The sequence below is a fragment of the Pseudomonas sp. Pse1 genome (assembly GCF_024519635.1).
In the GTDB taxonomy this organism is placed as follows: Bacteria; Pseudomonadota; Gammaproteobacteria; order Pseudomonadales; family Pseudomonadaceae; genus Aquipseudomonas.
This window is the reverse complement of sequence record NZ_JALJRO010000007.1, coordinates 214,623-229,557: the sequence shown is the minus strand read 5'-3', so window position 1 is coordinate 229,557 and position 14,935 is coordinate 214,623. Positions and strand designations below refer to the sequence as shown.

8 protein-coding genes are annotated in these 14,935 nt (G+C 62.2%); 4 read left to right on the top strand and 4 right to left on the bottom strand.

The genetic code is table 11. From position 1 onward, the window contains the following. Positions 1-105: 105 nt before the first annotated feature. Genes NR126_RS13275 through NR126_RS13265 form a run of 3 tightly spaced genes read left to right on the top strand, consistent with a single transcriptional unit; the run spans position 106 to position 5,587 of the window. A complete protein-coding gene (locus tag NR126_RS13275) occupies positions 106-1,350 on the top strand; it encodes an exonuclease SbcCD subunit D C-terminal domain-containing protein (RefSeq protein WP_027616543.1) in 1,245 nt (414 codons plus the stop codon). After that, a complete protein-coding gene (locus tag NR126_RS13270) occupies positions 1,347-4,988 on the top strand; it encodes an AAA family ATPase (RefSeq protein ID WP_256830400.1) in 3,642 nt (1,213 codons plus the stop codon). The genes NR126_RS13275 and NR126_RS13270 overlap by 4 nt, the downstream gene beginning before the upstream one ends. Further along, entirely contained in the window at positions 4,985-5,587 is a 603-nt protein-coding gene (locus NR126_RS13265; protein WP_256830399.1) for a glutathione S-transferase, read from the top strand. Before NR126_RS13270 ends, NR126_RS13265 begins: the two co-directional genes overlap by 4 nt. A gap of 73 nt (positions 5,588-5,660) precedes the next feature. Here the strand turns inward: NR126_RS13265 and NR126_RS13260 are convergent, their stop codons facing one another. From NR126_RS13260 to NR126_RS13250, 3 genes are all read right to left on the bottom strand, one after another. Then, positions 5,661-5,840, bottom strand: a complete 180-nt coding sequence (locus NR126_RS13260; protein WP_027616540.1) for a hypothetical protein — start codon at positions 5,838-5,840, stop codon at positions 5,661-5,663. A 157-nt stretch (positions 5,841-5,997) separates the two neighbouring features. Continuing rightward, entirely contained in the window at positions 5,998-7,167 is a 1,170-nt protein-coding gene (locus NR126_RS13255) for a lactonase family protein (protein WP_256830397.1), read from the bottom strand. Continuing rightward, positions 7,160-7,456 (bottom strand): DUF5629 family protein, encoded by a 297-nt coding sequence (locus NR126_RS13250; RefSeq protein ID WP_105755390.1) that lies wholly within the window; start codon positions 7,454-7,456, stop codon positions 7,160-7,162. Before NR126_RS13250 ends, NR126_RS13255 begins: the two co-directional genes overlap by 8 nt. Positions 7,457-7,636: 180 nt before the next feature. On the opposite strand from NR126_RS13250, the gene NR126_RS13245 reads away from it, so the two are divergent. Further along, a complete protein-coding gene (locus NR126_RS13245) occupies positions 7,637-12,466 on the top strand; it encodes a DUF6543 domain-containing protein (RefSeq protein ID WP_256830396.1) in 4,830 nt (1,609 codons plus the stop codon). 73 nt (positions 12,467-12,539) lie between these two features. On the opposite strand, the gene NR126_RS13240 is transcribed toward NR126_RS13245, so the two are convergent. Continuing rightward, entirely contained in the window at positions 12,540-14,915 is a 2,376-nt protein-coding gene (locus NR126_RS13240) for an RND family transporter (RefSeq protein WP_027616536.1), read from the bottom strand. Positions 14,916-14,935: the final 20 nt, after the last annotated feature.

Here is a 14,935-nt window from a genome sequence, read left to right as displayed (position 1 = left end):
CGCGAGCAGGCTCACTCCCACAGGGATCTGCGGTGAATGCAAACATTGTGATCGACCGAAGGCTGCCCATACAGCGCACCCTTCATGAATTCAACGGAGTCCGCCTTGCGTCTGTTTCACACTTCCGACTGGCACCTGGGGCAAAACCTCCACGGCCAGGAACGCGACTTTGAACACGGCTGTTTCCTCGACTGGCTGCTGCGTCAACTGGGGCAGGAACAGCCCGACGTGTTGCTGATCGCCGGCGATATCTTCGACACGGTCAACCCGCCGGTCAAAGCCCAGGAGCGGCTCTATGACTTCATCGTCAGCGCCCACGAACAGCAGCCGTTGCTGACCATCGTGATGATCGCCGGCAACCACGATTCCGGCTCGCGGATCGAGTTGCCCGCGCCACTGATGCGCCGCCTGCGCGCCCATGCTCTGGGCCGCGTGCTGTGGCTCGATGACGGCCAACTGGACGCCGAGCGCCTGCTGATCCCACTGCCGGACGCCTCGGGGGCGATTGCCGCCTGGTGCCTGGCCCTGCCCTTCCTGCGCCCGGCGGAAGTCACCGGCGCCCATCTTGGTGACAACTACTTGCGTGGCATCGGTCAGGTCCACGAATGGCTGATCGAAGCGGCCAACGCCAAACGCCTGCCGGGCCAGGCGCTGATCGCCATCAGTCACGCGCACATGGCCGGCGGCTCGGTGTCCGAGGATTCCGAACGCAGCCTGATCATCGGTAACGCTGAGGCCCTGCCGGCCAGTCTGTTTGGCCCGAGCATCAGCTACGTTGCCCTCGGTCACCTGCACAAGCCGCAGAGGGTCAACAGCGAGGAGCGCATTCGTTATTGCGGCTCACCGATTCCGCTGTCGTTTTCCGAAATCGGCTATCAGCACCAGATCCTCGACGTGCGCCTCGACGGCGAAACCCTGGTCAGCGTCGAACCTCGGCTGATCCCGCGGGCGGTCAATCTGCAGCGCATCGGCCCGGCGCCGCTCAGTGAAATCCTCGGACAGCTTGCGGAACTGCCAGACATCGACCTGCTGGCCGAGGTTCAGCGCCAACCCTGGCTGGAGGTGCGAGTGCGCCTCGACGAGCCACAACCAGACCTACGCCAACAGCTTGAAGTCGCCCTGCAAGGCAAGGCGGTGCGCCTGGTGCGGATTGCCGTTGAATACGCCGGCAGCGGCAGCCGCGACGGCCATGACGACAACAGTCAATTGATTGAATTGGACCAGCTCACGCCCCAGGAACTGTTCAGTCGCGCCTGGCAGGACAGCTACGGCAGCACCGTTGACGAGCAGACCCTGCAGGACTTCGCCCAACTGCTGCAGGACGTGCAACAGGAGAGCGAACAGCCGTGAAAATCCTTGCCATTCGCCTGAAAAACCTCGCCTCACTGGCCGGGCCGTTCGAAATCGACTTCACCCGCGAACCGCTGGCCAGCTCCGGCCTGTTCGCCATTACCGGCCCCACCGGCGCCGGCAAAAGCACCCTGCTCGATGCCCTGTGCCTGGCGCTGTTTGGCGCCGTGCCACGGCTGAACAGTACCGGACGTGACGCCAAGGTCCCGGACGCCGATGGCGAAATCGCCAGCGGCGATCCGCGCACCCTGCTGCGCCGCGGCACCGGCGAGGGCTTCGCCGAAGTCGATTTCCTCGGCATCGACGGCCGCCGCTATCGCGCCCGCTGGGAAGCCAACCGCGCCCGGGAGAAAGCCACCGGCAAGCTGCAAGCGAGCCGCCAGAGCCTGCGCGACCTGGACACCGATCAACTGCTGGCCAGCCAGAAAGGCGAGTACAAGAGCCAGCTCGAAGCCGTGCTGGGGCTTAACTTCGAGCAGTTCACCCGCGCGGTGATGCTCGCCCAGAGCGAGTTCAGCGCCTTCCTCAAAGCTGACGACAACGATCGCAGCGAGTTGCTGGAAAAACTCACCGACACCGCGCTCTACACACGGCTGGGCAAGCGCGCCTTCGACAAGAGCAAGGAGACCCGCGAAGCCCACAAGCTGCTGCAGGACCAGGCCAGCGGCATCACCCCGCTGGCCGCCGAGGCCCGCGCCGAACTGAATCAACGACTGGCAGACGCGCAGAAGCAACTGCAGCACGGTCAGGCACAACTCAAGCAGCTTGAACTGCAACACAGCTGGTTAAACGAATTGCAGCAGATCCAGGCCTTGCACCAGCCCGCCGTCGACCAACTGCAGCAAGCACAACGGGACGCCGATGCCCTGGCCGACAACCGTCTGAACCTGCAGCGTCTGGAGCAATTGGCGCCGCAGCGTCACCAGTTTTCCCGGCAGGTTGAACTCGACGCCCAGCTAACCCCGTTGGCTGCACAGATCCAGCAACACAGCAGCCAACAGAGCACGCATCAGGCCCGTCAGGCCGAGCTCGAAGTGGGCCTGACCAGCGCCAAAGCCGCGCTGCTCCAGGCTCAGCAACAACACAGCAGCAATGCCCCGCGCCTGCGCCAGGCATTTGCCGAACAAGCCAATCTGCAGCGGCTGGTCGAGGCCATCACTGCCGCGAACGAGCACAAGCTCAGCGCCGAACAGGCCAGCCTCGGCGGCCAGCAGGCGATTGCGCAGATGCTCGAACAGCAACAGCGCGCCGCCGAGCAACTGGCGAGCATCGCCAGCCAGCTGGAGCACAGCCTGCACCTGGCGCCGGTCTGCGACGCCTGGCGCCTGCACCGCGAGCGCCTGCAGCAACTGATGCTGGTGGGCAATCGCCTGAAGCAGGGCGAGACCGAGCTACTTGCGCTGCAGCAGCGCGCCAGCGACAGCGCCAGTCACCTGGACCAGCAACGCCAACAACTGGCGGTGCTCTACAGCGAGGCCGATGTCGAGCCGGCGGCGGTCGCCGAGCAGGTGCAGATCCTCGGCAGCCTGCTGCAGGACAATCGCAAACAGCTGCGGGCGATCGAAGAGCTGTCCCGTCTGTGGGCCAGTCAGCAGCAACTGCACAGCCGCGGCCAGGCGCTGCAAGAACGCCTGAACAGCGTGCACGGCGAACGCGAACGCCTGACCGCTGACGGGGTACAGGCCAAGGCCGAATTGACCCTCGCCGAGCAGGCCCTGCAGGTCACCCGAGAACTGCTTGAGCGCCAGCGCCTGGCTCGCAGCGCCAGTGTCGAGGAACTGCGCGCACAGTTGCAGGACGACCAGCCTTGCCCGGTGTGCGGCAGTGCCGAGCATCCCTATCATCAGCCTGGAGCCCTGCTGCAAAGCCTCGGCCGGCATGACCAGAACGAACAGGCCAGCGCGCAGTTGGCCGTCGATCAACTCAAGGAAAAACTCGGTGAGTTGCGCGCCGAAGTCGGCGGCCTGATCGCCCAGCAAAAAGAACTGCTGCAGCAACAGGAGCAACTCGCGCTCCAGCAGCAGAGCCTCAGCCCGGAGCTCGAAGCCCATCCACTGGCCATCCAGCTGTTCGATCAGGACGACGCTCGTCGCGAACCCTGGCTGGCCCAGCAGACCGCGCAATTGCAGCAACGCATCGGCCAGGACGAACAACGCCAAAGCGTCCTGCTCGCCGTGCAACACGAGGCTGCACGCTTGACTCAGGCGCTGCAGGCGGCCGAAAAGGCCAGCCAGCAAGCCAGCCAACAGTTGACCCTGCAGCAACATGAATTAAGCAACGACCGCAAACGCCTGGAGGAAGAGCTCACAGGCTTTGCCAACTTGCTGCCGGCTGAGGTCATGGACGGTTTGCGTAGTGAGCCGGCCGCGACCTTCATGCAGCTCGACCAACAGGTTAGCCAGCGCCTGGAGCAACTGAGCCGGCAACGCGAGGAACTTGAAGAGCAGCAACAGCGCCAACAGCACCTGGAGAAAGAACAGGAACGGCAACTGCATCGCAGCGCGCAATTGCAGGCGGCACTGCAACAGCACGGCCAACTCGCCGAGCAACAGCAAGCCGCCCGCGACACTCTGGGCGAGCTGCTGGGCGAACACGCCAGTGCCGAACAATGGCAAGAGCATCTGGAACAGTCGGTGGAACAGGCACGCCAGGCGCAAAGCCAGGCTGAGCAGCACTTGCAGGACGTTGCCAGTCAGTTGATTCAGGTGGCTGCCGAACTCAAGGCTGAGCAGGAGCGTCAGCAGACGCTAGAGGCGGAGCGCAGTGATCTGGGCAAGCGCATCGCCGACTGGCGCGCCTTGCATCCGCAACTGGATGACGGCGGTCTGGAGCGGTTGTTGGGTTACAGCGATGAGCAAGTCAGCCAGTTGCGCCAGCAACTCAAATCGAGCGAGTCGGCCATCGAACAGGCCAGGGTCTTGCTGCAGGAACGCGAGAAGCGCCTGCACGACCACCAGGCGCTGCACAGCGAGCCATTCGACGCCGAGCAACTGGCCGGCGCCCTGGTCGCGGTCCAGCACGACAACGCCCAGCGCGAACAACACTGCGCCGAACTGCGTGCGCAACAAGCCGAGGACCAGCGTCGCCAGGACGCCAATCAAGCCCTGGCTCAGCGCATCGATGAGGCTTACAACGAGTGGCAGCGCTGGGCACGGCTCAACGCGCTGATCGGCTCGGCCACCGGCGACACCTTCCGCAAGATCGCCCAGGCCTACAACCTTGACCTGCTGGTGCACCACGCCAACGTCCAGTTGCGCCAACTGGTACGACGCTACCGGCTCAAGCGCGGCGGCAGCATGCTCGGCTTACTGGTGCTGGACACCGAAATGGGCGATGAGCTGCGTTCGGTGCACTCGTTGTCCGGCGGCGAGACCTTCCTGGTGTCCCTGGCCCTGGCGTTGGGGCTGGCGTCGATGGCCTCGAGCACGCTGAAAATCGAATCACTGTTTATCGACGAAGGCTTCGGCAGCCTCGATCCGGAATCCCTGCAACTGGCCATGGACGCCCTCGACGGGTTGCAGGCGCAGGGGCGCAAGGTCGGGGTGATCTCCCACGTCCAGGAAATGCATGAACGGATCCCGGTGCAAATCCAGGTCCACCGCCAGGGCAATGGCCTGAGCACCCTGGAGGTCAAATGAATACCCTGTATTCGTTCCGCCGCTGTCCCTACGCGATGCGCGCCCGCCTCGCCCTGCGTTACAGCGAAGTGCCGCTGCAGATCGTCGAAGTCAGCCTCAAGGCCAAGCCCGCCGCCATGCTCGCACTGTCACCCAAGGGCACGGTGCCGGTGCTGAGCGCGGACGGCCGGGTGTTGGACGAGAGCCTGGACATCATGCGCTGGGCCCTGCAACAGCACGACCCGCAGGACTGGATGCTCAAGGACGACGCCGATGCACAACCGTTGATGGCGGCGCTGATTGAGGAAAACGACCAGTCGTTCAAGCTGCAACTCAATCGCTACAAATACGCCGAGCGCTATCCCGAACAGCCGATGGAACACTATCGCAGTGAAGGCGAGGCGTTTCTGCGCAAGCTCGACGGGTTGCTGCAACGCCAGGCTTTTCTCCTGGCCGCACACCCCAGCCTGGCCGACATGGCCCTGCTGCCCTTCATCCGTCAATTCGCCCACGTCGACCGCGACTGGTTCGCGCAGACGCCGTATCGGCATTTGCAGGCGTGGTTGGAGGGTTTGTTGCAATCAGGGCTGTTTGTGGCGGTGATGATCAAGCAGCAGTAGCAGCTCTTGTAGGAGCGCCCATTCGCTAGCCAGCTAGCGAATGGGCCATCAGCAACACATCCGAAATGTGCAATCAATGCTGAACCTTATGATCCAGCGCCGCATAGAAATTGGCACTCTGCTGCAGGTACTTCTGGGTGTAGCTATGGGTCGCGGATTTTTTCGAGCTGATTTCGACACTGGCGCCCGCCGGCAACACCACGCTGGCGGAAATGGCGGAAGCGGCGATCACGGAGAAGAGATTGAAATTCATGGCGGTAACCCTCGTGTGCAGTTGGCTTGTTTGCCTGTGTAGGCCGTGAAGCAAACTTACGCCCGATGCTTGGAGCGCTTGAAATCTTTTGTAGCAGTAGCCGTTATCACTCTGATTAATACAAGCACGCAGGCCCCGTCAACCGGGGCCTGCAGCCTTATTCAGCAGAGAAGAACTTGATGTCGCTGGGGGCATCGAACGGCAGTTTCTGCACGGTCTTGCCCAGCAAGCCCGTCTGCCGGTCACGCTCGATGACCACGATCTGATTGCTCTTCTGGTTGGCCACCAGCATGAATTTTTCGCTCGGATCGAGACTGAATTCGCGCGGGTGATCGCCCTCCACCGAACGCCGTTGCAGCTCTTTCAGCTCGCCACTGACCGGATCGATGGCAAACACCAGCAGTTCGTTGGCGGCGCCACGGTTGCTGACGTAGAGAAACTTGCCATCGCGCGATGCGTGCAATGCGGCAGCGGCTTTGTTGGCTGCCGGTTGCCCTGCCGCCAGGTCCACCAGTTGGCGTTGGGTCAGTTGCCCCGCCTGGTAGTCGAACACTGCCACTTGCGCACTCATTTCCATGCTCAGGTAGGCGTGCTTGCCGTCGGCACCGAACAGCAGATGGCGCGGCCCACTGCCGGGCGGCAATTGCACCGAGGCCGGCGTCGCGGCGATCAGCGGATGCTCGGGGTGGGCCTTGGGCTCATAGCGATAGACGAATACCCGATCGGCCCCCAGGTCGTTGGAAAACACGTACTGACCATCCGGCGACGACACGGTCGAATGCACATGCGCTGACCGTTGCCGCTCGGGGTTGATCCGACTCGCCGGGTGGCTGCTCAACTGCACCGGCGGCGACAACCGGCCGCCGGCATCCACTGGCAATACCGCCAGGCTGCCGCCCGGATCCTCAGCCACCGAATAATTGCTGACAAACAGGTAACGCCCATCGGCGCTCAGGCTCGAATGCGTCGGCTCATTGCCGAGGCTTTGCACCTGATTGATCGGGCTCAATTGCCGAGACTTGGGATCGACGGCGAAGCTGCTGACCCGTCCGACCACATCACGTTGTCCTGGACCGTTCTCGTTGACCGCGAACAGACGGCGCTGGTCGGCCGAGAGCGTCAGCCACGACGGGTTGGCGCTCTTGATCACCTGCAGCGGCTTGGCATCGAGCAGGCCGGTCTGGCTGTCGAAGCTGAGGTGATAAATCCCCTGGCTGGTGCCTTGGGTGTAGCTGCCGATCAGCAATTGATGGGGCTGAGCCGCGACTGCTGGCCCACCCATTGCCCCGATGCCTGCGACCACCAATAGCGGCCAGACCTTAGGCATCCGCATGCTCGTCGTCCTCTTGGTTGCTACCACTGAGCGCGCTCAGGCACACCAGGCGATGCTCGCCGGCATCGCTGCAGAGGGTCCAGCTGTGCAGTGTGCTATCGAACACTGCTGCCTCTACCTGGGCCAGGCTGAACTGCCAACGCTTGTTGGCGCGGCCGTCCATGCACTCGATGTGCAGGTTATCGTCCTCGTCGAGGTAGAAATCGAAGGCGTGCAGGCCGTCGATTTCCAGCATGTCGCAGTTTTCCAGGGCGTTGAGCAAGGTGTCGGTCACAGCAGTCATGGCAATTAATCTTTGGGTGGAAAAGCCAGCATGATACCCCATTGCGCCCAGCGCCAAGTCAGGCTTGAGCAGGCACGTTTGCGGCTGATCCGAGCGGTAGCGCGCTAGCGCACAGACGCTTGCCGCGCCCTCCATTCTGGCAGCGAAGTCCCTTATTTTCGCTGCAGAAAGGAATCCGCCATGCCAGACCAAACCACCCTTCTACCCATATCCTTGAGCGACGCCCCCGCCCAGGCGGTCGCCCTGCGATTTGCCGGCCGACCGACCCTGCGCCAGATCGTCGGGCACGTGCTGGCCGCCAGTATTCTCGAGCAATACCCGACCCTGCCGCTGGATCCGCAGGTTACCCGCCTGGCCGTCCCGAACCGCACCGGGGGCTGGGATTTCATCCTGCTGATCGACGTCGCCCTGGACTTTCTCGCCCACGGCACTCGCCTCGACCTCACTCAGGAAATCGACGGTCGTACGCACTTCCTCAGCAACCAGTTGCCCTCGCGCTTGTACTTTACTGGCTCGCAGGGCCCCGGGCGTCCGGACATGGCGGTCATCCAGGAACAGATCCTGGCCCTGGCGGATACCCTCGGCACACACCTGCAGAACGCCCTGAGTGACTACTGGAACCAGCTCGACGAACACGGCGACAGCCACTGGAAATGGCTCGGCGACTTGCTGGCCAGCGGCCTGAGCAGCGCTGCCAGCCTGCTGCCCGTGACGCAGACAACGGCCCGGGACGCGCTCTACCAATTGGCCCGCCACCCAGACCGCCGCGAGCGTAAAGCCATCCCCTGCCCCGGCGGTTTTGTGCATGCCTGGTGCCTGGAAACCCGCTTGCTCAGCCATGGCCAAAGCCACTCGTTGCTTAGCCCCGATCTACTGATCGTCCAGGCCGAACGGGTGTTTTTGTACCGGAGTTGCGGGCGCCTGGAGTCATACCCGGACATGCACGCCTTTAATCAGGCCTGGGGGAGCGAAGTGGAGCGCCAATTCCAAGCCGAGACCCTGGTGATCGAGCGCTCCGAGCCTGACGGCAATATCTTCGATACCCAGGCCGCCTTGCTGCTGGAGCGTCAGTTGCAAAGTCTGGATGCTCTGCGTTTCCCCGCTGATCAAGGGGTGGCCGCCCTGGAGCGACGCATCGCCGCCTGCACCGATCCCAGTCGATTTTTTCGCGATGCGCCTGTGCCAGTCGCGCCCGCCATGGAAAAAATCCACGCTGCCCTGCCGCAATGGCTCAAGGATGGAACCGATACCCAGCGCGACGAGTACCGCCAGTTACTGGTGGAGCAAGCTCGCCTGCAGCGACTGACCGCAGGCAAGTCATTCCTCGACGGCATCGACAACCTGCAAGCCTTCACCCTTGAAGCCTTGCGCACGCAGTTACGCCTCGATCATCCAGATGTGCAAAACGAGCCGCAGGATCTGCTACTCAACTTCCATGTCGCGGCCGGTGATTTCGGCAGTGGTTTCGTCACCCACGTGCCGATGCCGTTGAGCGAATTGGCGATCCGCAACCTCAGCGCCATGCCCTCACGCAACATGACCGTCAGCGACAGCAGCGGCAAAGCCGTTCCTGCCTGGCTGAACGCCGACTACATCCTCGGTGTACCGGGCCTGTTCAGCAGCACCGAGGGGCTGATCAGCCGGGTGAACATTGGTCAACGCTACCCGCAGCAGCTAAAGGCCCTATTGCTCGACGACGCCGGTGAATCTGCCCGCCGCGCCAGCCTCTTTGGCCAGATGCTCAAGGTCCAACTGCCGCTGCAGGCACTTGAACATGCCATACGTGGCGAACACGGCCTGAGCTTCCACGGATACCGCTGCGTCAGGGCGGTTCTGCACAGCCAGGCACCCGAGCGCGTGGTCGACGGCCAGGACATTGTGATCCGTCCGCTGGCCTTTATCCGCCAGCCCGGCGCGAGCGCGGACGTGGTCGAGAATATGTTCATCATTGAACCGCGAGACATTGCGGTTGGCCCGCACATTCTCTACCGCCCGGTGTACCGGGACGCCCTTCTACAGTTCGCCAGCCGTGAAGCCCTGTTCGAGGCCATTGCCCATACCGGTGCCCTGCAAGACAGCGTGTTGAGTTGGCTGCCGGACAAGGCCCGGCCGATCTACAGCCATGACGGTTTCAACAGCCCGCATATCCTGCAATTTCTGTCGGGGGACGACAGCGTCCGTTGGGAAAAGCCGCAGCCGGCACAGTTGGCTCAGGATACAAGCGCCCAGGCCCTGGCCAGCGTCAACCTGACCCAGTACCTCTACACCTGCAACGCCCGAGCGCTGGTCGACCTGGCAGACAGAGAGTCGGTGTCCAACGCCGAGAGCCGCTGGGCGATTGTGCGCGAGGGCGGCTGGCTGCTGTTCAACACCATCCTCCTGCCGGTGCTCAGTGGTCCGGCAATGCTCGCCGGCTGGATGCTGCAACTGGCCGTCAGCCTCAATCAGGATATACCGGCGCTGCACAGTGATGATCCGACCGCCAGGGAACTGGCCTGGGTCGACCTGCTGCTCAACGTTGGCCTGCTGCTGATGCAGCTGTCTTCCCGTGGACATCCGCCTCTGCCGGTGCACGAGTCGCCAGACCCGGCGCTGCATCTCGCAGCCTTGCGTCGCGCCCCCGAAGAGACATTTGTGGCAAGCGCCGTTATCGAACAAGGTGCCACCGGCCTGCCCGCATCGCCGCCGGCGGGCGACAGCACCCAGATCGATTTCATTCACTCCAGCGCCAGGGATTCGTCCAGCCGACGCTTGCTCAATGCCTTGCTTGAGTTGCACGTCGACTGGCCCGTGCCGGCTCCCGAGCCTGTCGACATTGGGATAGTCAGGGGCCTTTACCGTATCGACCATCAATGGTACGGGTCGGTGGCGGGCCTGTTGTTCAAGGTCACTGTCGATCTCGACCTAGGCGAGGTGTACCTCATTCACCCGCACAAGCCTGGGCACCCCGGGTTCAAGCTGCAGACTGACGGTCAGGGCCACTGGACACTGGATCGCGGGTTGAAGTTGCGAGGGGGCGGCCCCAAGAATCGCCTGCAGAACAAGCTGGCGGAGATCGAGAAGAAGCGCCAACAGGTGCGCGACGAAGTCGGTCGAATCGGCGAGAAGGCGTCACAGCTGATCAGCCAGGCCAGGGATCTGGACCATCTACTGAGCGTTGCCAAAACCGCCTACGAAAAAAATCACAACGAGCTGGGAGTCGCCCGGGCGCGTCTGCGAGCATCACCCGACGACCAGCAACTGATGGATACGCAGCGGTTCAAGGTGCTTGCGCGATCCCGCAGCCGCCTGGATTTCCAGGTGCTGCAGGAACGCGAAGAGATCGTCATTGACCAACTGATCCAGGCCCGGCGTGAGCTGATCGAGGCTTTCCGCCAGCTCAAAGAGGTCGACGCGAGGTTCGACTTCGAGGGCAGCGCGACCGACGAGTACCATAAGATTTTGGGGGCCCACGTCTTGCGTATCCATCGCCTGACCGACCTCTATTTGGCCAGCTTCATTTCCGAGCAAGGCGAACCGCTGATCGAGAGGCAGCACAAAATCAATGACATTGAAGGCTCGCAGCGCATGTACGACATGCTGGAGAACAATTTTGCCGCCTCCGAGCGCTACACCCAGGCGATGATCGCCTTCGACGAGGTGCTGACGGAGCTGGCGCAGAACTTCAAGACCGGGCCGGCCATCCGCCTGAAGTTTCTCAAGGACAATCCGCGCACCCGCTACTACAACCGCGATGCGGCGGTCCTTGAGTCACTGGATGTCCTCAACACCCTGAGCGTTGACTTCTTCAGCGATGCCAGCACGCCCCAGGAACAGTACTTCATCAAGGCCTACGAGGCGCGTCGTGACGACATGGTGGCGTTTGAAAACTCCCACCTCGACCTGATGATCACCGATGGCTTCACCCCACAGGAGCGCAAGGACGTCCTGAGCAACGTGATCAAACACTATGAAGAACGCCTGACATTCAATCGTTCGTTGCAGGAGCTCGGGTCACCGCTGATCCGGCAGCCCTTCATGGACCTGCTGATGACCCGCCTGGAGACCGCCCGCAGCAGTGCCGAGGCCGAACTAGCCGACCTGTTGCGCGAAGATGAATTTCTGCCGCCTTCATCGGCGGCACTTAAAACGCTGAAAGTCCCGTCGAACACCAAGCGCGTGTTCAAGTCACGGGACAAAGGCGCACTGGTGGGTGAGCTAGAGCCGGCGCAGGCCGGTATGCCGTTTGCGACGATGGTCAGCCGCCATCCGGTGACCCTGCAGGTGGGCGGCCGATTCATGGAGCACCCCGGTGAGGGATGGGTCGAGATTGTCGACGCCGCACCGGTAAAACCGACCCTGACACCCCCGCCGCGTGCTTTCGCCGTCCTGCGGGCAGAGGGGCAGCGACTGATCGACGAGGTCCCGGCCATTGAGCGTTCAATCGACTTTCAAAGGAAGAAGCTCGCCGATCCGCTACGCCGCGATCAGCTCAACCCGCGTGACTGGAACGACATGCTGGGCTACCAGGCCGAACGGATCGAAACCCTGGCCGGCGAGCTTGAGCGCACCCATGCCGAGCATCCGCAACTGGCCGGCGCCCTCGAAACCCTACGCAGTGGTGCCGCGCAAGCCCGCCTGAAGGGCCAGCAACACTGCATCGAGGGTTTCAAGGCACAACGTCCGCGCGAGGAAAACATTCAGTACCTGCGTGATCACCAGGCGGTGGATATTGGCCTGGTCCAGGCGCTCAAGCGCACCGCCGCCAAAGACTATCTGACGGAGTTTGCGATCCGTGAGAAAAACTCGCTGAAGGTCCTGTGGTACGCACACTTTCACTATGCCCAGGCGAGCAGCACGCCTGCGAGCTACAGCGTCGCCCACCTGAAGCGCCCGGAGCATCGTTTTATCACGCTCAAGGACCTGATAGCCAAGGCCGGAGCGGACAACACAGTGATCGTCCGCGATCTCTACAGTCCGATTACCGCGCCACGGGATCAACGTCTGTTTCTGAGCCTGCTGCCGAATTGATCGCCGCTCGTTGAACGGCGAAAGCCGCGCCTTTTCAGGGGCGCGGCTTTCGCGTTTCAACACAACCAAAGGATCAGTGGGCGAACAGTGAATTGCCCTTCTGCCCTGCCAGTTTCTCCGGTTTGATCAGGAAGCGCGCCAGCGCTGGCAGCAGCCACAGGGCACCGAACATGTTCCACAGCAACATAAAGGTCAGCATCAGGCCCATGTCGGCCTGGAACTTGATGGCCGAGAAGATCCAAGTGCACACGCCGATGGCCAGGCACAGGCCGGTGAACAGCACGGCTTTACCGGTGGACTTCAGCGTCTCGTAGTAGGCCTCTTGCAGCGGCAAACCGGCGCGCAGGAAACTTTCCAGGCGGCTGTAGATGTAGATGCCGTAGTCCACGCCAATCCCCACGCCCAGCGCCACCACCGGCAGGGTCGCCACCTTGACGCCGATGCCCATGAAGGCCATCAGGGCGTTGCCGAGCACCGAGGTCAACACCAGCGGCAAGACGATGCACAGGGTCGCTGCCCACGAGCGGAAGGTGATCATGCACATGGTCGCGACGCAGATGTAGACCAGAATCAGAATCGTCAGCTCCGACTCCTTGATCACCTCGTTGGTCGCCGCCTCGATCCCGGCGTTACCGGCCGCGAGGATGAACTCCAGGCCGTCCTTGTTGTTCTCCTTGGCGAACTCTTGCACCGCATGCACTGCGCGGTCGAGGGTTTCGGCCTTGTGGTCGTTGAGGAACACCAGCACCGGCGCCAGCGAGCAACTGTTGTTATACAGACCGTCGGCACGGGCGATGGAGTTGTTCAGCACGTCCGGGTTGCGCGACAGGGTCTCCCATTTCAGGTTGCCCTCGTTCATGCCCTTGATCATCTGCTTGGATACGGTGACCAGGGAAATCGCCGACTGCACGCCCTCGGTGTTCTGCATCTTCCACATCAGTTCATCGATCGGCGCCATGGCTTCGTAGCGCGAGCAGCCTTCAGCCTTGGTCTTGACCATCACCACCAGCACGTCGGAACTGGTGGAGTAGTTGCTGATGATGAAGTTGTTGTCCTGGTTGTAGCGCGAGTCCGGACGCAGTTCCGGCGCGCCTTGGTCGAGGTCGCCGATCTTCAGGTTTTTGCTGTACCACAGGCCGCCACCGAAGGCGACCAGGGCGATCAGGATCGACACCGGGGCGACTTTCGAGCTGGCGAAGTTCGACAGCAGGCGCCAGAACGGATGCTCGCGGGTCGCGTCCTTCTTGCTGCGGGCGATTGCACGCTTGCTGATGCCGACATAGGAAATCGCCACCGGCAGCAGAATCAGGTTGGTGAACACAATCACCGCCACGCCGATCGAAGCACCGATGGCCAGCTCGCGAATCACCCCGATGTCGATGATCAGCAAGGTGATGAAGCCCACGGCGTCAGCCAGAATCGCGATCATCCCCGGCAGGAACAGCTGGCGGAAGGTGCGCCGGGCTGCGGTCAGGGCGTTGTCGGCCTCACCGGATTGCAAAGCGATGCCGTTGATTTTCTGCACGCCGTGGGAAATACCGATGGCGAAGATCAGGAATGGCACCAGCATCGAGTACGGATCGAGGCCAAAGCCGAACGCATGCATCAGCCCCAGTTGCCAGATCACCGCCACCAGGGTGGTGATCAATACGGCCACGGTGCTGCGCACGCAATGGGTGAACCACAGCAGGAGGATCAGGGTGATGACGAAGGCCACGCCGAAGAACAGCACCACCATGATCAGGCCATCGATCAAGTCACCGACTTTCTTGGCGAAACCGACGATGTGGATCTTGATGTTGGGGTTCTGCTTTTCGAACTTGTCGCGGATCTTCTCTTCAAGCTCGTGGGAGAACTTCTGGTAGTCCAGCGCCAACAGTTTGCCCTGGTCCTGCGGGTCCGGGTAGGACTCCAGCAGCGGGATATCGACGATACTCGACTTGAAATCGTTGGCCACCAGACGCCCGACCTGCCCCGACTTGAGCACGTTGTTACGCAGCAGTTCGAGGCTGTCGGCCGAGCCGTTGTAGCTCTGCGGGATCACTTCACCACCGGCAAAACCTTCCTCGGTCACTTCGGTCCAGCGCACGCTTGGACTCCACAGCGACTTGAGCCCCGAGCGATCAACGCCGGAGATGTAGAACACCTCGTCGTTGATCTGGCGCAGGGTCTCCATGTACTCCTTGGAGAAGATGTCGCCGTTGGTGGCCTCCACCGAAATCCGCACGGTGTTGCCCAGGTTGGCCAGGTCGTTGCGGTGCTCCATCATTTTTTCAATGAATGGATGTTCCAGCGGGATCATCTTTTCAAAGCTGGTGGACGGCCGGATCAGCGTCGCCTGCCAGAACAGGAAAATGCTCACCAGCAAGCAGATCACGATGACTGCCGGGCGGTTGTTGAAAATCAGGCGTTCGAGAAAGGTCGCCTTGTCTTGGTGGTGGCTGCTCATGGATGTCATCTCTCCGCCTT